Origin of the sequence: Rhodococcus sp. T7, assembly GCF_009872365.1 — a bacterium.
In the GTDB taxonomy this organism is placed as follows: Bacteria; Actinomycetota; Actinomycetes; order Mycobacteriales; family Mycobacteriaceae; genus Rhodococcus_F.
In genome coordinates, this window is record NZ_WXYH01000360.1 from 23,625 (window position 1) to 41,248 (window position 17,624).

A 17,624-nucleotide genomic window follows, 5' to 3' on the forward strand; every position below is an offset into this window, starting at 1 on the left:
GGGCCTCGGCCGAACAGGCTGCGGACCGCCGTCGCCTAGTGTGCGGCGGCGTCCCAACTGCGACCGGTGCCGACGGACACGTCGAGCGGCACCGACAGCTCGATGGCCGAGGCCATCTTGTCGCGGACCAGTTGTTCCACCCTGTCCCGTTCCGCTTCGACGACCTCGAGCACCAGTTCGTCGTGCACCTGCAGCAGCATGCGCGACTTCAGTCCCGCCTCGCGCAGTGACCGCTGCACGTCGATCATCGCGACCTTGATGATGTCGGCGGCCGTGCCCTGGATGGGTGCGTTGAGTGCGGCCCGCTCGGCGACCTCCCGCCGCTGGCGGTTGTCGCTGGTGAGGTCGGGCAGGTAGCGGCGGCGCCCGTACAGCGTCGACGTGTAGCCGTCCTTGCGGGCCTGTTCGACGACCTCGTGCAGGTAGTCACGCACCCCGCCGAACCGGGCGAAGTACGCCTCCATCTGCGATTTGGCCTCTTCGGTCGAGATCTTGAGCTGCGCCGCCAGACCGAACGCGCTGAGCCCGTACGCCAGCCCGTACGACATCGCCTTCACGCGGCGGCGCAGTTCGGGCGTGACCTCCTCGATCGGCACTCCGAATGCGCGGGCGCCGACGAAGCTGTGCAGATCCTCGCCGGTGTTGAACGCCTCGATCAGGCCCTCGTCGCCGGACACGTGGGCCATGATCCGCATCTCGATCTGGCTGTAGTCGGCGGTGAGCAGCGAGTCGAAGCCCTCGCCGACGACGAACCCGTCGCGGATCTGACGGCCCGCGTCCGTGCGGACCGGGATGTTCTGCAGGTTGGGCTCCGTCGACGACAGCCGGCCGGTGGCGGCGACCGTCTGGTTGAACGTGGTGTGGATCCGCCCGTCCTCGGCGACCGTCTTCAGCAGACCGTCGACGGTCACCTTCAGCCGCGTCGCGTCGCGGTGCGCGAGAAGGTGCTCGAGGAACGGGTGCGACGTCTTCTCGAACAGGTTCTGCAACGCCTCGGCGTCCGTGGTGTAGCCGGTCTTCGTCTTCTTCGTCTTGGGCATCTCCAGCTCGTCGAACAGCACGACCTGCAGTTGCTTCGGTGACCCGAGGTTGATCTGCTTGCCGATGACCCCGTAGGCCGCCTCCGCCGCCTCGGACACCTCGGCCGCAAACCGGCTCTGCAGGTCGTGCAGGTGGTCGCCGTCGACGGCGATGCCGGACGCCTCGATGTCGGCCAGCACTGCCAGCAGCGGCAACTCCATCTCGGACAGCAGGGCCGTCGACTCGATGTTCTCGAGTTCCGTGTCGAGCGCGGCCGCGAGGTCGAGGACGGCGCGGGCACTGAGAATCTCGGTCTCGGCGGCTTCGGCGTCGACCTGGTCGGCGTCGTCGAGCAGCGACAGCTGCTCCTGCCCGGTCTCCTCCACCCGCAGTTCCCTGCGCAGGTAGCGCAGCGACAGGTCGTCGAGGTTGAACGTCCGCTGCCCGGGGCGCACCAGGTACGCCGCGAGCGCGGTGTCGCTGGTGAGACCGCCGAGCACCCAGCCGCGTCCGCGCAGCGCGTGCATCGCCCACTTGGCCTCGTGCAGGGCCTTGGGCTGATCCGCGTCCGCGAGCCAGTCGCCGAGCGCCTTCTCGTCCTCCGGGGTGGCGGACGCGGTGGCGATGTACGCGCCCTCGCCGTCGGCGGACGCGATAGCGATCGCCGTCACGTCGCCGCCGTACGGGGTGCGAGTACCGACCACCGACACACCGGACCGCTCGCCCGTCGACGCGTGCGCCGACAGCCAGTCCGCGACCGCACCCGGTTCGAGCGCACTGCCGCGCACCTCGAAGCCCTCCTCCGCCTCGGCTTCGACCGGGGCCAGCGTGGCGAACAGCCGGTCGCGCAGCACCTTGAACTCGAGGTCGTCGAACAACGCGTGGATCTTCTCCCGATCCCACTGCGCGAGCATCAGCTGATCCGGGGTGTAGGGCAGCGGGACGTCGCGCACCATCTCGGTGAGCTCCCGGTTGAGCAGGACGTTCGGCAGGTTCTCCCGCAGCGCGTCACCGACCTTGCCGCGAACCTTGTCGACGTTGTCGACCAGCCCGACGAGATCGCCGTACTCCCTGATCCACTTGGTGGCGGTCTTCTCCCCCACACCCGGTATACCCGGCAGGTTGTCGCTCGGGTCGCCGCGCAGGGCCGCGAAGTCGGGGTACTGCGCAGGTGTGAGCCCGTACTTCTCCTCGACCGCCGCAGGCGTGAACCGGGTGAGGTCCGAGACGCCCTTCTTCGGGTAGAGCACCGTCACCCCGTCGGTGACCAGCTGGAGCGAGTCCCGGTCGCCGGTCACCACGAGGACGCGGTACCCGAGTACCTCCGCCTGGGTGGTGAGCGTGGCGATGATGTCGTCGGCCTCGAACCCCTGCTCTGCCATCACCGGGATGCCGAGGGCCCCGAGGACGTCCTTCGTGATCTCGACCTGCCCCTTGAACTCGTCCGGGGCCGTGCTGCGATTGGCCTTGTACTCGGGGAACTTCTCGGCCCGGAACGTCTGCCGGGACACGTCGAACGCCGCCGCCACATGGGTGGGCTGTTCGTCGCGCAGCAGGTTGATCAACATCGACGTGAACCCGTAGACGGCGTTGGTGACCTGACCACTGTGTGTCTTGAAGTTCTCGGCGGGCAGGGCGTAGAACGCACGGAAGGCCAGCGAATGGCCGTCGAGCAGCATCAGGGTGGGGCGATCGTCGGACGGCGCGGCTGCGCCGGACGCGGGGGACGTGGTGGACCGGGGGGTGGTTGCAGGGCTCACGGTTGCCCAGTCTAGGGAGCGGATCCGACACCGATCAGCCGGATGGTTCGATACCCAACCGAAACGTGCCGGAAATCCGAGAACCCCATTTCGCGCGACCGGAGCCGTTAGAGTCCGGAAATTGCGGCACGGGCGGTAGCCCTGCCCGTCGCCGCACGTTCCTGACCGACTACACGTCCCCGGAGGACCTGCGTGGCCCCAACCGTGAGGAAGCGACTCCCAGCAGTGAGGACGCGACCGACATCCGCGAGGAAACACACGAGACGAGGTCCGGTCACCCGGCAACTCGGCCGTGCGTTCGTCCTCGTCCTGCTCGGCCTCGTCGCGGCGATCGCCTTCGGCGGTCCCGCGGCGGCGCAGGAACCCACGCCGCCGGCCCCACCGACCGCGACCAGTCAGCAACCGGCGCCGCCGGCGAACGCGGTGCGGGTCAGCGGCAATCTCAACAACGCAGGCGAACGGCTCGCGGACGTCGAGGTGCGCGCCCTCGACTCCTCGGGCACCGAGGTCGCGAAGGCGACGTCGGAGTCGAACGGCCGCTGGGAGCTCCAGCTCGCGCCCGGCACGTACACGTTCGAGATCGTCGCGGACTCCCTGCCCGACGACGTCAGCGTGCAGGGCACGGTGGAGCGTGAGGTGGTGGCCGGTCGCGCCAACACGGTGATCTTCTCGTTCGGCGAGGCCCGCACCGGTTCCGCGGTCCCGTTCTACGAGAAGCTGATCCGCCAGACCATCGACGGACTCCGCTTCGGTCTCGTCATCGCCATCGCCGGTGTCGGGCTGAGCCTGATCTACGGCACCACCGGTTTGACGAACTTCGCGCACGGCGAACTCGTCACTCTCGGCGCGGTCGCGGCGTGGGTCATCAACGTGACGTTCGGTGTGCAGCTGATCCCGGCGACCATCCTCGCGGTGTTCGTGGGGATCCTGATCGGCCTACTCAACAACGCCGCGATCTGGAAACCGCTGCGAAAACGCAAGACCGGTCTGATAGCCCAGCTGGTGGTGTCGATCGGACTCGCGATCTCCCTGCGCTACCTGATCCTGATCTTCTTCTCCGATCGCGCGGAGCCGTTCGTCGACTACCAGGCGCAGGTGGAGAGGCACTGGGGTCCGATCGCGATCACCGACGCCAACCTCGTGTGCATCGCGATCAGCCTCGTCGTCCTCGTCGGAGTTGCCCTGCTGCTGCAGAAGACGCGCATCGGCAAGGCCATGCGCGCCGTGTCCGACAACCGCGACCTGGCCGCGTCCTCCGGCATCGACGTCGAACGGGTGATCCGCTTCGTGTGGGGGCTCGGCGGCGGCCTGGCCGCGCTCGGCGGCGTGCTGTTCGGCATCTCCGAACTCGGGGGCCGCGTGCAGTGGGAGATGGGTTTCAAACTCCTGCTGCTGATGTTCGCCGGCATCACGCTCGGCGGACTCGGCACCGCCTACGGCGCGCTGCTCGGCTGTGTGATCGTCGGTCTGCTCGTCCAGCTGTCGACGCTGGTGATCAACCCCGACCTCAAGTACATCGGAGGACTGCTCATCTTGATCGTCATCCTGGTCGTCCGGCCTCAGGGCATTCTCGGCAGCCGGCAAAGGATCGGGTGAGGGCATGGACATCACAGGAGCACTCCAGGTCTCGCTCGCCCAGCTGATCGGCCCGTCCGCGATCTTCTACGCGCTGCTGGCGATCGGCCTCAACCTGCACTTCGGTTACGCCGGGCTGCTGAACTTCGGTCAGATCGGTTTCGCACTGCTCGGCGGCTACGGCGTCGGGATCATGACCGTCACCTACCAGCAGCCGCTGTGGGTCGGCATCCTCGTCGGTCTCGCCGCCGCCGGGTTGCTGGCCGTCGTCCTCGGTATCCCGACGCTGCGGTTGCGGGCCGACTATCTCGCCATCGTCACGATCGCCGCGTCCGAGATCCTGCGGCTGATATTCCGCTCCACCGCTTCGGATTCGATCACCGGATCAACCAACGGCCTGTTCGGCTTCGCCGATCCGTTCACCACGCTCAGCCCGTTCGACTCCGGTAAGCAGTACAACTTCCTCGGCGTGAAGTTCTACGGCGACGACCTGTGGTCGATGGTCGTCGGCTGGACCCTCGTCCTCGTGCTGTGCGGATTCGTGTACCTCCTCACACACAGCCCGTGGGGCCGCGTCCTCAAGGCCGTCCGCGAGGACGAGGACGCCGCGCGCGCCCTCGGCAAGAACGTCTTCGTCTACAAGATGCAGGCGCTGGTCCTCGGCGGCATGATCGGCGGGCTCGGCGGTGTGTTCAACGCACTGCAGACCAAGTCGATCAACCCCGACTTCTACTCCACCGCCCAGACGTTCTTCGCGTTCGGCGCCCTCATCCTCGGCGGCGCGGCCACCGTCTTCGGACCGGTGGTCGGAGCGATGCTGTTCTGGTTCCTGCTGGCCATCCCGGACGCACTGCTGCGCCAGGCCATCTCCGGTCCGGATCCGCTGCTGCCGCTGACCGAACAGCAGGTCGGGGCCATGAGGTTCGTCCTGCTCGGCATCATGATCGCGGTGCTGATGGTCTTCCGGCCGCAGGGCATACTGGGCAACAAGCGGGAGGTGCAGCTCAATGCCTGACCACAGACTGCCGGATCATCTGCAGACCGACAGCGTGCTTACCGCCGAGGAACGGGCCTCGATCTTCACCGACGTCCCGCACTCCCCCGGCGCAGCCAAACCCGACCCGATCCTCCTCGTCGACAACGTGTCCCGGACGTTCGGCGGGCTCAAGGCCGTCGATGTGGCGCATCTGGAGATCCAGCGCGGCTGCATCACCGGACTGATCGGTCCGAACGGGGCGGGCAAGACCACCCTGTTCAACCTGCTCACCGGTTTCGACCGGCCGGACAGCGGCACATGGTCGATGGACGGCCAGTCGCTCGGCCGGATGTATCCGCACCAGGTGGCCCGCCGCGGCGTCGTCCGCACGTTCCAGCTGACGAAGGCGCTGTCGAAGCTGACGGTGCTCGACAACGTGCGGCTCGGCGCCACCGGGCAGCGCGGCGAGCGGATCGTCAACACGCTGCTGCCGTGGACGTGGAAGGCGCAGGAACGGGCCGTCACCGAACGGGCGAACGAACTGCTCGCACGGTTCAAACTCGACACCAAGTCCGACGACCTCGCCGGTTCGCTGTCCGGCGGTCAGCGCAAGCTGCTCGAGATGGCGCGGGCGCTGATGACCGAGCCGACCGTCGTGATGCTCGACGAGCCGATGGCCGGGGTGAACCCGGCACTCACCCAGAGTCTGCTCGGCCACATCAAATCGCTTCGGGACGAGGGCATGACCGTCGTGTTCGTCGAGCACGACATGGACGTCATCCGCGACATCAGCGACTGGGTGGTGGTGATGGCGCAGGGCAGCGTGATCGCCGAGTCCACCCCGGAACACCTCTCGTCGAACACCGCGGTCGTCGACGCGTACCTCGGGAGCCACCACGATCAGGCACTCGAATTCGACGACGAGGGGAATCCGGTGGGCGCGACCGCCGTCCTCGCCGAGGCACTCGAGAGCGCCGAGGCCGAAACCCTCGGGACCGGCGGCGACCTCTCCGAACCCGACATCACCGAGCTGAGGCGTGAGAACCCATGACCGAACCGACCCCGGCAGAATTCGCGGCCACCCCCGAGGAGCACGCCCGGCTCGCCGAGGGTGCCCTCGTCCGCGCGGACGGTGTGGTGGCCGGCTACATCCCCGGCGTCAACATCCTCCGCGAATGCAATTTCTTCCTGCGCGAGGGGGAGATCGTCGGCATCATCGGCCCCAACGGCGCCGGGAAGTCCACGCTCCTGAAGTCGTTGTTCGGGTTGATCCCGGTGCGGGAGGGCTCGGTGACCCTGCGCGGCGAGGACATCACGTCCAAACCCGCCCACGTGCTCGTGCAGAAGGGCGTCGGCTACGTCCCGCAGACGCAGAACGTCTTTCCCTCGCTCACCATCGAGGAAAACCTCGAGATGGGGATGTATCTGCGCCCCAAGCTCTTCGCGGAGAGGTTCGCGTTCGTCGGCGACCTGTTCCCACTGCTCGTCGAGCGGAAGAAGGTGAAGGCGGGCGCCCTGTCCGGCGGTGAGCGGCAGATGGTCGCCATGGGCCGGGCTCTGATGATGGATCCGTCCGTACTGCTGCTCGACGAGCCGTCCGCCGGACTCTCCCCGATGTTCCAGGACGAGGTGTTCATCCGCTGCAAGAGGATCAACGCGGCGGGCGTCTCGGTGATCATGGTGGAACAGAACGCCCGGCGGTGCCTGCAGATCTGCGACCGCGGTTACGTCCTCGACCAGGGCCGCAACGCGTACACCGACTCGGGGCCCAACCTGATGCACGACCCGAAGGTGATCGAGTTGTACCTCGGGACCCTCGCGGGCAGCCAGGAGAAGAAGTAGTCCCGGCGGTTCCGGACACGACTGTGGGCCAGGTTTCCCTGGCCCACAGTTCGTTTCAGAGCAGTGCGATCACCCGCCGACGACGATGTACCCGTCCGTCGTCAGTTTGTTGTCGGCGCCGAACTTCAGCTTGCCGTACGAGCCGATGGACGGCTCGCCTGCGGCGGCGAAGTCGAGCTTGCCGGTGATGCCGTTGTAGTCGATGTCCGTTCCGGCCTGCACGAGCGGCAGGCATTCCTGGTACGACGTGCACGGCGTGCCGCCCTCGGTGACGTTGTTGATGTTCGCGGCGATGTCGCGGCCTGCCGTCGATTTCCCCGCTTCCGCTGCGAGCGCGGAAATGACGACGGCGTCGTAGGACTCACCGGCGTAGTTGAAGTCGATCAAGCCCGGGTTGATGGCCTTGAGTCGATCCTGGAAGGCGGGGCCGACGTCGGTGAGCGGTGTGGTGCCCTGCATGCCGTCGAGCAGCGGTGCGGCCACCGACTCGCCGAGTGCGTTACCCATGTTGCCGTCCACGCCGTAGACCTTCATGCCGTCGGACGGGCCGATGCCGACCTCGTGCATACGGGTGATGATCTTGGCCGACTCCTCGAATCCGACCACGGCGACGGCGTCCGGGGCGAAGTCCTTCACCTGGTCGACCTCGGAGTTGAACGACTGCGCGTTGGGGTCGTAGATGATCTTCTGGATCTGGTCCTCGGGGATGCCCGCGTCGACGAGGTTCTTCTGGATGTTGTCGGCGAGCCCGGTGCCGTACGGGTCGTTGAGGGCCAGGATCGACACGCGCTGACCGCCGTCGTCCGAGATGAGTTGCGACACAGCCTGAGCCTGCAGCACGTCGGTGGGGGCGGTGCGGAAGTACTGCCCCTTGTCCGGGTAGCAGACGAACTGGTCGGACGTGTTGGCCGGGGAGAACATCACGACTCCGGCGCTGGACACCTTGTCGATGACCTTCAGCGACACCGACGACGACGCCGCACCGATGATCACCTGGGTGCCTGCGGCCAGTTCCCGGTCCACGGTGGTGTTCGCGGTGTCGGTGGTGGTGTCGCCCGAGTCGCCGGGAATCAGCTGGACGGGCTGGCCGAGAACCCCGCCTGCCGCGTTGACGTCGTTGACGCCGAGCTGGGTGCCCGCCACCATCGGCGGTCCGAGGAAGGAGAGGCTTCCCGTGTCGGGGAGCAGGGTGCCGATCTTCAGCGGCGCCGTGGACGGGGCACCCGCTGCCGCCGCTTTTTCGGGGGTGCAGTCGGTGGAAACCGTGGTGGCCGAGGCAGAGCTGCCACTCCCGCTCGCGGAGTCGTCGCCACTGTCCGAACTACAACCTGCCAGTGCGAGAGATGCCGCGCCGAGAACCGCGGCCGCCCGCACGAGGGTCCGTCTAGCCATCCAAACTCTCCTTAGATCACCTGTGTACGGGCGCCACCCGAGTTGGCGTCCGCTGTGGGATCAGACCCTAGCGGTCCGGCGGCTTTCGCGATCGGTCCGCAAGGGCTCGTGACCTTACTGTGATCTGAATACGGCGAGTGTTTACGCGGCCGTAGCGTGGCGGGCGTCAGGCGCCGAGGAGAAGGCGCACGGACTCGACCACCACCCGACGCCGGCGGGCCCGGTCCGCGGGCGCCGACGCGCCGAGTTCCGGGGTCTGTGTGTGCCAGGACATCGCGACGGACCGGACGACGGCGAGCAACTCCACCGGCGTGAATCGGGTTGGCAGCACACCACTTTTCTGCGCTCGCTCGATGTCGGCGAGCTTCGACCGGTTGGACGCGACCACCACCTGGAGCGGTTCTCCCTCGGGCCGTTCGAGCTGGTACCAGGTGGCGAGCCGCAGTGTCGCCGGGTTGTCCTCGTACAGGTCGAACGAGCGTCCCGCGTAGCCCGGGAGGTCGGTGGCGTCGAAGCGCACCTGCTCGGTGAACGCCACCACGTGGGCGGCGAAGACGGCGTCGAACAGTTGCCCCTTGTCGCCGAAGTACGCGTAGATCATCGACTTGTTCGCCTTGGCGGCGAGGGCGATGCGGTCGACCCGCGCCCCGGCGATACCGAATTCGGCGAACTCGGCCGCCGCTGCGTCAAGCAGTCGTTTCTTCGTTGCCTCTGCATCACGGACCATGCGTCCAGGCTATCAACTAACCAGTTGGTTGACAGCTTCGCCGCGCGGGTGTTCCATGGATCCGTAAGCATCCAACCAGTCAGTTGCAAGCAGAAACGGGACCTCTCATGGCCAAAACCTGGCTCATCACCGGTAGTTCACGCGGGTTCGGCCGGGAACTCACGACCGCGGTCCTGCGCGGTGGCGACAACGTCGTCGCCACCGCCCGCAAGCCCGAACAGCTCACCGACCTGATCGACGCGTTCGGCCACCGGGTTCGGACGGTCGCCCTGGACGTCACCGACGCCGCGGCCGCCCGCACGGCCGTCGCGACCGCGGTCGCCGAGTTCGGCGGACTCGACGTCGTGGTGAACAACGCCGGCTACGCCAACAGCGTCCCGATCGAGGAGATGACCGACGACGACTTCCGGCAGCAGGTCGATGCCAACTTCTTCGGCGTCGTGAACGTCACCCGGGCCGCACTGCCGATCCTGCGCGAGCAGCGCAGCGGCTGCTTCGTGCAATTCTCCTCCGTCGGAGGCCGCGTCGGCGGCACGCCCGGGCTGAGCGCGTACCAGGCCGCGAAGTTCGCCGTCGAAGGGTTCTCCGAAGTGCTGGCGGCCGAGGTGAGACCGTTCGGGGTGAAGGTGCTCATCGTGGAACCCGGGGCGTTTCGCACCGACTGGCAGGGCTCGTCGATGCAACGAAGCTCTGTCGGGCCCGATTACGAGGCGACGGTCGGCGCGATGAACCGCTACCGGGAGGACTCCGACGGCACCCAGCCGGGAGACCCGGCGCGGGCCGCTCGGATCATCATGGATGTGGTTGCCGCCGAGGACGCCCCACTGCGCCTGCTGCTCGGGGCCGGCGCCGTCGAGATGGCCGAGAAGTCGTCCCGCGAACGCGCCGCCGAGGCCCTCGCGTGGGCCGATGTCAGCCGCTCCGCGGACTTCCCCGCCGGCGGCTGACTCCCTTCCGGCGAAAGACGCGAAAACGTGCCCGCTGCCGCCGATCTCACGGGGTCAGATCGTGGGGGCTTCGCCGCCGAGGGTCTCGAGCACCACCTGCGCGACCGCCTTCATCGTCGACCGGCGGTCCATCGCGGCCCGCTGGATCCACTTGAACGCTTCGGGCTCGGTCAAGGACTGCTTTTCCATCAGCACGCCCTTGGCCCGCTCGACGATCTTGCGGGTCTCGAGGCGCTCGGACAGATCGGAGATCTCCCGCTCGAGCGCGGTCACCTCCTTGAACCGGCTCGCCGCCAACTCGACCGCGGGTACCAGGTCGGCCGTGGAGAACGGCTTGACGAGATAGGCCATCGCACCGGCGTCGCGCGCCCGCTCCACCAGCTCGCGCTGACTGAACGCTGTGAGAATGACCACGGGCGCAATACGTTTCGCCGCGATCTCCGAGGCCGCATCGATGCCGTCGCGGCGGGGCATCTTCACGTCCATGATCACGAGGTCGGGTTTCAGCTCCACCGCCAGGTCGACGGCGGCCTGCCCGTCCCCCGCCTCACCGACCACGTCGTAGCCCTCTTCCCTCAGCATCTCGACCAGATCGAGCCTGATCAGCGCCTCGTCCTCGGCCACCACGACCCGTCGCGGCTGCGACGGCACACCTTGCTGCTGGGGAGCGTTCATGGCCACCATTCTCCTCTGCTCGGACGACCCCGGCGCGGGGAGCGAACGTTAGAAGGGTACCGGTGGTTGACTCCCGACGGCGATCTTCTACAGTGGTACAGCGCAACACGCCCTCGTATCCCAATTGGCAGAGGAAACGGATTCAAAACCCGTCCAGTGTGAGTTCGAGTCTCACCGAGGGCACCGCCGGGATCATCCCGCGATCGCAGGTCAGATGCATTCTCTGACCTGCGATTCGCATCTCACCCCTGTTACGGCGTGTGCCTCACCACTGCCCGCCCGCTACCTGCCGGGTGGCGGCGTTGATGCGGTTCCACAGGTTGACGCCGGCGATCGACAGCACCAGCGACGCGAGTTGCTCCTCGTCGTAGTGCCGGGCGGCCTCGTCCCACACCTCGTCCGGGACCGGGTCCGGTCGATCGCTCAGCCGGGTCATCGACTCGGCCAACGCGAGAGCCGCACGTTCGGCGTCACTGAAGTACGGGGCCTCCCGCCACGCTGCCACCGCGAAGATCCGCTGGTTGGTCTCGCCTTCCTTCTCCAACTCACCCGCATACATGTCCACGCACACGCTGCAGCCGTTGATCTGGCTCGACCGCAGGTGCACGAGGGCGTGGGTCACCGGCGGCACGTTCGCTTTCGTCGTGGCCTTCCCCAGCGCCAGCAGAGACTTCATGGCGTCGGGAACGATCATCGCGGGGTTGGTCATCCGGGCTTTCATGCTTGCCTGCCTCCAAGGTTGTTTGGATGGTGGGGTATTCGGGTGGTCGGTGGTGTGAGGTCACACCGGCTGGTTTTGTTTCTCCTGTTTCTCCTTCTCATCGACATGACGAACCGGGACGGGAGAATGTGACGGATGGACGAGATTCAAGTTCTGGCGCACCGATTCGAGGAGAACCGGACGCATCTGTCGGCGGTCGCGTACCGGATGCTCGGCTCGACAAGCGAGGCGGAGGACGCCGTGCAGGAGGGCTGGCTGCGGCTCAGCCGGGCCGAGACGTCCGAGGTGCAGAATCTGCGTGGTTGGCTGACGACGGTCGTCGGGCGGGTCTGCCTCGACATGCTCCGGTCCCGCAAGGCGCGGCGCGAGGATCCCCTGGAGGTCCATGTTCCGGATCCGATCGTGCGCGAGGTGGACGGGACCGATCCCGAGAACGAGGCGGTGCTGGGCGACTCCGTCGGTCTCGCGCTGCTGGTGGTTCTCGACACGCTGACGCCAGCCGAGCGGCTCGCCTTCGTGCTGCACGACATGTTCGCCCTGTCCTTCGACGAGATCGCCCCGATCGCCGACCGCACGCCCGCCGCGACCCGGCAACTCGCGAGCCGGGCACGGCGGCGAGTCCAGGGATCGGGGCCTGCCCCGGAGACCGACCCGACCCGGCAGCGCGAGGTGGTCGAGGCATTCATGACCGCCTCGCGGGGCGGCAGGTTCGACGACCTCCTGGCCCTGCTCGACCCGGACATCGTCCTGCGGGCCGACCGCGGCGCCGACGGATCCGACATGGTGTGCGGAGCCCGTGCCGTGGGCGAGCAGGCCCTCACGTTCTCGCGTTTCGCTCATTTCGGGCGGCTCGCCCTGGTGAACGGCACGCCCGGGGTGGTGACCGCACCCGACGGGAAGACGTTCTCGGTCATGGCGTTCACCGTCGCGGCCGGGAAGATCGTCCGGATCGACATCCTCGCCGACCCGGTCCGTCTGCAGCGTCTGGGTATCTCCCCCGGCGACGCCTGACGACGCGCAGGTAGCGGCGGTTTTTTGTGCCCGATCCTGGGGATCTGCGGCGTCCTGCCAGTACCATGGTGGGACAGGTACGCCCTCGAGCACGGAGGTCACCCATGGAGCTCGGCACCGTCACTTTCACCTACGACGGGCGGGTAGCCCTTCGATTCCAGCAAGCGCTCTCGCACTCGCCGGAGAAGGTGTGGCGTGTTCTCACCGACCCGCAGTACCTGAAGGTCTGGTTTCCTGCCGACGTCGACTTCGACCTCACCCCGGGGGCCGAACTCGTCTTCCGGGTCACACCGGAACAGGTGAGCCGATTCGGACTGCCCGCAGATCAGACCACCACCGGAACGGTCATCTCGGTGCATCCCGCGCACATCCTCGAATACCTGTGGGACGCCGAGACGCTGCACTGGGAACTCGTTCCCGACGGCAGCGGCGGCTGCTGGCTGACGCTCACCCACACCGTGGAAGAAGAAGAATCCGCCTACGCGCACGCCGCAGGCTGGCACGCAGGGCTCGAGGTCGTCGAAGCGCAACTGGACGGCCGCGAAGTCGATTGGTCGCTGTGGGATCGGGCCGACGAACTCGCCGAGTCCTACCGCAAGACGTCCTGATCAACCGACTTCCCTGACCACCCGAATTCGCCGACAGTAGGGAGTGCGTATCCCGGGCAGCACCACCACACCGGCAGCAACCTTCGTGCAGGAGGTCACCGGGGAGGCGACACGGCGATGGGGTGTGCGCGGCACCGACCTCGGCTGTCCGGTGTGCCTGGCCGACGGCCGGGTCGCGTTCTTCTTCGGCGACACGTTCAGCTCGCGCGGCCGGAGCGGCCGGGGGTGGCGGAGTCCCGTGATGTTGCGCTCCACCACAACCGACCCCCGCGGCGGCATCGAATTCGACTCCGCCGCAGGCGGGCGGACGGCGAGGGAGATCCTCCCGAACGCGCACGACGACGGCGAATCACCCCACCGGGAGTCGGCGGGCAGCGAGTTCACAGTCGTTCCGGCGGACGCCGTCACCATCGGCGACCGGACGTATCTGTCCGTCGTCAGTGTGCACTCGTGGGCGTCGCAGGCGTGGCCGACGAACTTCACGTATCTGGCGTGGTCCGACGACGGCGGCGAGCATTGGCACCGGACATGCGCGCGCTGGGACAACCGCGGCGGGTCGCTGGACCAACTGTGGACCATGGAACGGCACGACGGCTACGTCTACGTCGTCTCGAGCGCGTTCGACCGCACCAATCCGGGTGGAATGATCCTGCGCCGAGTCCCCGAGGCGCGCATTCTCGAACCCGGAGCGTACGAAGACTGGGGCTGGGACCGCGGCACGGGATGGGCGTGGGGACAACCCGCGACCCCGATCCTGCCGGGACCCGTCGGGGAGATGTGCCTGCGGCGGATCGAGGGCACCTGGGTCCTCGCCTACTTCGACCCGACCGCCTACGCGATCGTCACCCGCACGGCGCGGCACATCGACGGACTGTGGTCGGAACCGACGGTGCAGGTCGCCGGCGGCGACTGGGGAGCCGCGGACGGCACGTGGGCGCAGATCTACGGCGGATACATCCATCCGGCGTCCACGCTGGACGAGCTGCATCTTCTTGTGTCGCAATGGAACACCACGACTGGGGATCCCTATCGCGTGCTGCAGTTCACCACCCGGCTGGACGTGCCGGTCACTTCACGAGCTCCGACTCCGTCCACCGCCCTTCCCCTTCGAGTTCCACACCACGGGAATGGAACTGGTTGAGGGTGCTCCGGTGCCCGACGCTGACCACGATGCTGTCGGGGAGTTCGGTCCTGAGCAGCGTGTAGAGGGTGTGCTCTAGGCCCTCGTCGATCGCCGACGTGGCCTCGTCGAGGAAGATCACCGCGGGACGGGCGATCAGCACCCGCGCGAACGCGAGACGCTGCTGCTCGCCCGGCGACAGGATCCGCGTCCAGTCGGCGGTCTCGTCGAGCCGATCACCCAGGTTGCCGAGGGACACCCTCGACAGTGCACCACGCACGACGTCGTCGGACGCCGTCGGCTCCTTCGGGTAGGCCAGTGCGGTGCGCAGCGACCCGAGAGGTAGGTACGGGCGCTGGGACAGGAAGATGGCTTCCCCCGAGGGCCGCGACACCGTGCCGTCGGCGTACGGCCACAGGTCGGCGAGGGTGCGGAGCAGCGTGGTCTTGCCCGAGCCCGACGCTCCCTTGACCAGCAGCGACTGCCCGGGAGTCACGGTGAGCGCGAGGCCCTCGATGAGGGTCTCCCCCGTCGGGATGCGCACGTCCAGCTTCTCTACCTGCAGATCGTCGCCCGACTTGCCGGTCTTCAGGACCGGAAGTTCGGCGGCGTGCAGGTTGTCGTTGGCCAGACCGTTGAGGCGGATGAGGGTCGCGCGGAAACTGGCGAAGTCGGCGTACGACTCGCGGAAGAAGGACAGCGAGTCGTGGACCTGCCCGAAGGCCTGCGACGTCTGCATCACGTCACCGAGCGACACCTGGCCGGTGAACAGCCGCGGACCCTGCACGAGGAACGGGAAGATGACCGCCGTCTGGTTGACGGTGAGGTTCCAGCCGCTGAACTTCAACGTCCGGAAGACGATCTGCCACATGTTCCGGATGACGTCCGCGAACCGTCCGGCGAGGGTGCGCCGCTCGACGTTCTCGCCGCGGTAGAACGCGATGCTCTCGCCGTACTCCCGCACCCGGATCAGCGCGTAACGGAAGTTGGCGCCGAGTTTCTCGTTGAGGAAGTTCAGCTTGATGAGGGGCTTGCCGATCCAGAACGCCACCACCGTGGTCACCAGCACGTAGATGTAGACGAGGAAGATCATCGCCCGCGAGATCTCGACGCCGAACACGGTCATCGGGCCGGACAGGTCCCACAGGATTCCGGTGAACGACACGATCGACAGCACCGCGGTCACCGCGCCCATCGACAGCGAGCGGGACGTGGTCACGAAGTTGGTGATGTCGGCCTGGATGCGCTGATCCGGGTTGTCGATCGCGTCGCCGAGGAAGCGGTCGCGGTAGTAGGCACGGCTGTCGAGCCAGTCGTCGACGAGATGGTGGTTGAGCCAGGTACGCCAGTCGATGTCGAGGGTCTGCCCGATCAGGTACTCGACGAGGGCACGGACCACGTGGACCGTCGCCAGGATGGCGAACACGCGGAGGAAGTGCCAGAAGGCCGTCTCGTCCAGGTTCTGGATCGAATCGTAGAAGTCGTTGTACCAGTAGGAGAACAGCACCGTCATCCGCACCGCGAAGACCGTCGACAGCAACAGCACCGCCAGGATGGTCAACGGCTTGAGGCTGCGCCGCGGATCGAAGTACGGCGCGGCGAAGCGCCAGAACTGCCTACCCCATTTGGTGAACCGCGCGAGCAGTATCACCACGACGACGAACGCGACGACAGTCATGACGTAGGCCTTGAGCAGCCACATCGAGCTGTCCCATACGACGTTGTTCCAGTCCACGACCCATATCCCCGATCACGAGGTGAAACTCACCAGAAAAGATGGCGAAGTCTAACCCCGGACGTCGGTGATGGGCGAGAGATCCGCGCAGGACACGCGTCGACCCGGAAGACACAAATCACCCGATGTCCCATTTGTGCGGTTTCGGCCGCGCGGGTGGGACATCGGGTGAGGAGAACGGACCCTGGCGACTGGGGTCTACGAGTCCTTATCGGGTTCGGGCTCTTTCAAATTGCCTTCGTCGTCGACGTAGTCGTCGAAGGCGGTTCCCGACACCGTGCCGTCGGAGCCGGGCAGGACGACCGTCTCGCGGGCACCCGGTTCGTAGCGGGCGTCGATCTCCTCCACCTTCTTCCTGGCTTCGGCGAGCGCCTCGTCGTCGGGCACGGGAACTTCGCTCTCGGCCGGCCGGTCGGTCTTCTTCTCGGGTTCGTCTGCGCTCATGTTGCACGTCCGTTCCGTTTCGGAGATTCCAGACCGACCCTACGCCGCGGCCACCGGTTGAACTACCGTTCAAAGCCGTTCGGTGGCAACACAATGGCAGCGCCGCTATTGGCGCGGCGGGAAGTGCCGGATGAGACCCTCCTGGACCACCGTCGCCAGCAACTCCCCTTCGAGGGAGAAGAAGCGCCCCGTCGCGAGACCGCGGGAACCTGCCGCGACCGGCGATTCGGTGGCGTACAGCGTCCAGTCGTCGAAGCGGAACGGCCGGTGGAACCAGACGGAATGGTTCACGGTGGCCGCGACGATCCGGTCCAGCCCCCACGACAATCCGTGGGTGGTGATGATGGAGTCCAGGACCGTGGTGTCCGACGAGTAGCCCATGACGGCTACGTGGATGAGCGGGTCGTCCGGGAGGTCGCCGTCCGATTTCATCCAGACCCGGTTGTGGGTGAGTTTCTCCCCCGTGCCCTTCATGATCCACGACGGGTCGTTCGCGTACCGCATGTCGATCGGCTTGAGCGCGTCGACGAACATCTTCAGCCGGTCTTCGTAACCCTGGAAGTGGTCGCCGAGCGGCGGCAGCGTGTCCGGGAACGGGACGTCGGGCACCTCGACCGCGTGCTCGAGACCCTTGCCCCAGTCCTGGAACGCCGCCAGCATGACGAACAGTTCTTGACCGTTCTGCAGCGCCGTGACCTGGCGATTCGCGAATGCCCGGCCGTCGCGGTGCCGCTCGACGCGGTATTCGATGGGTTCCTTGACGTTTCCGCCGCGGATGAAGTGGGCGTTGACCGCGTGCACGGCGCGCTCGCCGCTGACGGTGCGGCCGGCGGCGACCAGTGCCTGGGAGATCAACTGGCCGCCGAACGTCCGGCTACCCACCTGCGCGGGATGCCGACCTCGGTACGTGTCCTCCCCGGTCTTCTCGAGGTCGAGAAGTTCGAGCAGGGTCTGGAGATCGGTCTTCGCCGCGACTTCGCTCACCTAGTGGTCCTCTTCGCCGATTCTGTGGACGTGGATCAGGTTGGTCGAGCCTACGGTGCCCGGCGGCGACCCCGCCACGATCACGAC

Annotated in this window: 16 protein-coding genes and 1 tRNA gene; 9 read left to right on the forward strand and 8 right to left on the reverse strand. The window is 67.0% G+C overall.

Annotated elements, in window-relative coordinates:
* Nucleotides 1-35: 35 nt before the first annotated feature.
* Nucleotides 36-2,780 (reverse strand): DNA polymerase I, encoded by a 2,745-nt coding sequence (polA, locus tag MLGJGCBP_RS37135; RefSeq protein WP_160102178.1) that lies wholly within the window; start codon nt 2,778-2,780, stop codon nt 36-38.
* Nucleotides 2,781-3,005: 225 nt separating this feature from the next.
* Here polA and MLGJGCBP_RS37140 point away from each other — a divergent pair, with 225 nt between their 5' ends.
* From MLGJGCBP_RS37140 to MLGJGCBP_RS37155, 4 genes are read left to right on the forward strand one after another with little or no spacing between them, the layout of a single operon-like run.
* Nucleotides 3,006-4,376 (forward strand): branched-chain amino acid ABC transporter permease, encoded by a 1,371-nt coding sequence (locus MLGJGCBP_RS37140; protein WP_160102180.1) that lies wholly within the window; start codon nt 3,006-3,008, stop codon nt 4,374-4,376.
* A 4-nt stretch (nt 4,377-4,380) separates the two neighbouring features.
* Nucleotides 4,381-5,370, forward strand: a complete 990-nt coding sequence (locus tag MLGJGCBP_RS37145; protein WP_087556323.1) for a branched-chain amino acid ABC transporter permease — start codon at nt 4,381-4,383, stop codon at nt 5,368-5,370.
* Entirely contained in the window at nt 5,363-6,382 is a 1,020-nt protein-coding gene (locus MLGJGCBP_RS37150) for an ABC transporter ATP-binding protein (protein WP_087556322.1), read from the forward strand. The genes MLGJGCBP_RS37145 and MLGJGCBP_RS37150 overlap by 8 nt, the downstream gene beginning before the upstream one ends.
* A complete protein-coding gene (locus MLGJGCBP_RS37155; protein WP_087556321.1) occupies nt 6,379-7,173 on the forward strand; it encodes an ABC transporter ATP-binding protein in 795 nt (264 codons plus the stop codon). Before MLGJGCBP_RS37150 ends, MLGJGCBP_RS37155 begins: the two co-directional genes overlap by 4 nt.
* Nucleotides 7,174-7,242: 69 nt before the next feature.
* Here the strand turns inward: MLGJGCBP_RS37155 and MLGJGCBP_RS37160 are convergent, their stop codons facing one another.
* Nucleotides 7,243-8,565 carry an ABC transporter substrate-binding protein gene (locus MLGJGCBP_RS37160; RefSeq protein ID WP_087556320.1) on the reverse strand — a complete coding sequence of 441 codons (1,323 nt, stop codon included), beginning with the start codon at nt 8,563-8,565 and terminating at the stop codon, nt 7,243-7,245.
* A gap of 166 nt (nt 8,566-8,731) precedes the next feature.
* Entirely contained in the window at nt 8,732-9,292 is a 561-nt protein-coding gene (locus tag MLGJGCBP_RS37165; protein WP_160102182.1) for a TetR family transcriptional regulator, read from the reverse strand.
* Between the two features lie 107 nt (nt 9,293-9,399).
* Between MLGJGCBP_RS37165 and MLGJGCBP_RS37170 the strand changes: the two genes are divergently transcribed.
* Nucleotides 9,400-10,239, forward strand: coding sequence for an oxidoreductase (locus tag MLGJGCBP_RS37170; RefSeq protein ID WP_160102184.1), 840 nt, complete (start codon nt 9,400-9,402; stop codon nt 10,237-10,239).
* 54 nt (nt 10,240-10,293) lie between these two features.
* Here the strand turns inward: MLGJGCBP_RS37170 and MLGJGCBP_RS37175 are convergent, their stop codons facing one another.
* Nucleotides 10,294-10,923 carry an ANTAR domain-containing response regulator gene (locus MLGJGCBP_RS37175; RefSeq protein ID WP_087556317.1) on the reverse strand — a complete coding sequence of 210 codons (630 nt, stop codon included), beginning with the start codon at nt 10,921-10,923 and terminating at the stop codon, nt 10,294-10,296.
* 100 nt (nt 10,924-11,023) lie between these two features.
* Between MLGJGCBP_RS37175 and MLGJGCBP_RS37180 the strand changes: the two genes are divergently transcribed.
* Nucleotides 11,024-11,097 (forward strand) — tRNA-Leu (locus tag MLGJGCBP_RS37180).
* Nucleotides 11,098-11,179: 82 nt separating this feature from the next.
* Here MLGJGCBP_RS37180 and MLGJGCBP_RS37185 read toward each other — a convergent pair.
* A complete protein-coding gene (locus tag MLGJGCBP_RS37185; RefSeq protein ID WP_160102186.1) occupies nt 11,180-11,635 on the reverse strand; it encodes a carboxymuconolactone decarboxylase family protein in 456 nt (151 codons plus the stop codon).
* Between the two features lie 135 nt (nt 11,636-11,770).
* On the opposite strand from MLGJGCBP_RS37185, the gene MLGJGCBP_RS37190 reads away from it, so the two are divergent.
* The 3 genes from MLGJGCBP_RS37190 to MLGJGCBP_RS37200 all read left to right on the forward strand — a co-directional run bounded on the left by MLGJGCBP_RS37190 (nt 11,771) and on the right by MLGJGCBP_RS37200 (nt 14,395).
* Entirely contained in the window at nt 11,771-12,646 is an 876-nt protein-coding gene (locus MLGJGCBP_RS37190) for a sigma-70 family RNA polymerase sigma factor (protein ID WP_160102188.1), read from the forward strand.
* Nucleotides 12,647-12,750: 104 nt separating this feature from the next.
* Entirely contained in the window at nt 12,751-13,254 is a 504-nt protein-coding gene (locus MLGJGCBP_RS37195; RefSeq protein ID WP_087556314.1) for an SRPBCC family protein, read from the forward strand.
* Between the two features lie 43 nt (nt 13,255-13,297).
* Entirely contained in the window at nt 13,298-14,395 is a 1,098-nt protein-coding gene (locus MLGJGCBP_RS37200) for a DUF4185 domain-containing protein (protein ID WP_160102190.1), read from the forward strand.
* Here the strand turns inward: MLGJGCBP_RS37200 and MLGJGCBP_RS37205 are convergent.
* The 3 genes from MLGJGCBP_RS37205 to MLGJGCBP_RS37215 form a co-directional block, all read right to left on the reverse strand.
* Nucleotides 14,322-16,109: an ABC transporter ATP-binding protein/permease gene (locus MLGJGCBP_RS37205; protein ID WP_160102192.1), complete on the reverse strand. Its 1,788-nt coding sequence runs from the start codon at nt 16,107-16,109 to the stop codon at nt 14,322-14,324. The two genes, MLGJGCBP_RS37200 and MLGJGCBP_RS37205, sit on opposite strands and share 74 nt — an antisense overlap.
* Before the next feature lie 198 nt (nt 16,110-16,307).
* Nucleotides 16,308-16,553 carry a hypothetical protein gene (locus MLGJGCBP_RS37210; RefSeq protein ID WP_087556311.1) on the reverse strand — a complete coding sequence of 82 codons (246 nt, stop codon included), beginning with the start codon at nt 16,551-16,553 and terminating at the stop codon, nt 16,308-16,310.
* A gap of 105 nt (nt 16,554-16,658) precedes the next feature.
* Nucleotides 16,659-17,537 (reverse strand): acyl-CoA thioesterase, encoded by an 879-nt coding sequence (locus MLGJGCBP_RS37215; protein ID WP_087556310.1) that lies wholly within the window; start codon nt 17,535-17,537, stop codon nt 16,659-16,661.
* Nucleotides 17,538-17,624 lie beyond the last annotated feature (87 nt).

What these genes read in the sequence shown, in the direction of transcription:
- MLGJGCBP_RS37145 (WP_087556323.1), top strand. Translation starts at nt 4,381, where the DNA reads ATGGACATCACAGGAGCACTCCAGGTCTCGCTCGCCCAGCTGATCGGC.
- MLGJGCBP_RS37150 (WP_087556322.1), top strand. Translation starts at nt 5,363, where the DNA reads ATGCCTGACCACAGACTGCCGGATCATCTGCAGACCGACAGCGTGCTT.
- MLGJGCBP_RS37155 (WP_087556321.1), top strand. Translation starts at nt 6,379, where the DNA reads ATGACCGAACCGACCCCGGCAGAATTCGCGGCCACCCCCGAGGAGCAC.
- MLGJGCBP_RS37160 (WP_087556320.1), bottom strand. Translation starts at nt 8,565, where the DNA reads ATGGCTAGACGGACCCTCGTGCGGGCGGCCGCGGTTCTCGGCGCGGCA.
- MLGJGCBP_RS37165 (WP_160102182.1), bottom strand. Translation starts at nt 9,292, where the DNA reads ATGGTCCGTGATGCAGAGGCAACGAAGAAACGACTGCTTGACGCAGCG.
- MLGJGCBP_RS37170 (WP_160102184.1), top strand. Translation starts at nt 9,400, where the DNA reads ATGGCCAAAACCTGGCTCATCACCGGTAGTTCACGCGGGTTCGGCCGG.
- MLGJGCBP_RS37175 (WP_087556317.1), bottom strand. Translation starts at nt 10,923, where the DNA reads ATGGTGGCCATGAACGCTCCCCAGCAGCAAGGTGTGCCGTCGCAGCCG.
- MLGJGCBP_RS37185 (WP_160102186.1), bottom strand. Translation starts at nt 11,635, where the DNA reads ATGAAAGCCCGGATGACCAACCCCGCGATGATCGTTCCCGACGCCATG.
- MLGJGCBP_RS37190 (WP_160102188.1), top strand. Translation starts at nt 11,771, where the DNA reads ATGGACGAGATTCAAGTTCTGGCGCACCGATTCGAGGAGAACCGGACG.
- MLGJGCBP_RS37195 (WP_087556314.1), top strand. Translation starts at nt 12,751, where the DNA reads ATGGAGCTCGGCACCGTCACTTTCACCTACGACGGGCGGGTAGCCCTT.
- MLGJGCBP_RS37210 (WP_087556311.1), bottom strand. Translation starts at nt 16,553, where the DNA reads ATGAGCGCAGACGAACCCGAGAAGAAGACCGACCGGCCGGCCGAGAGC.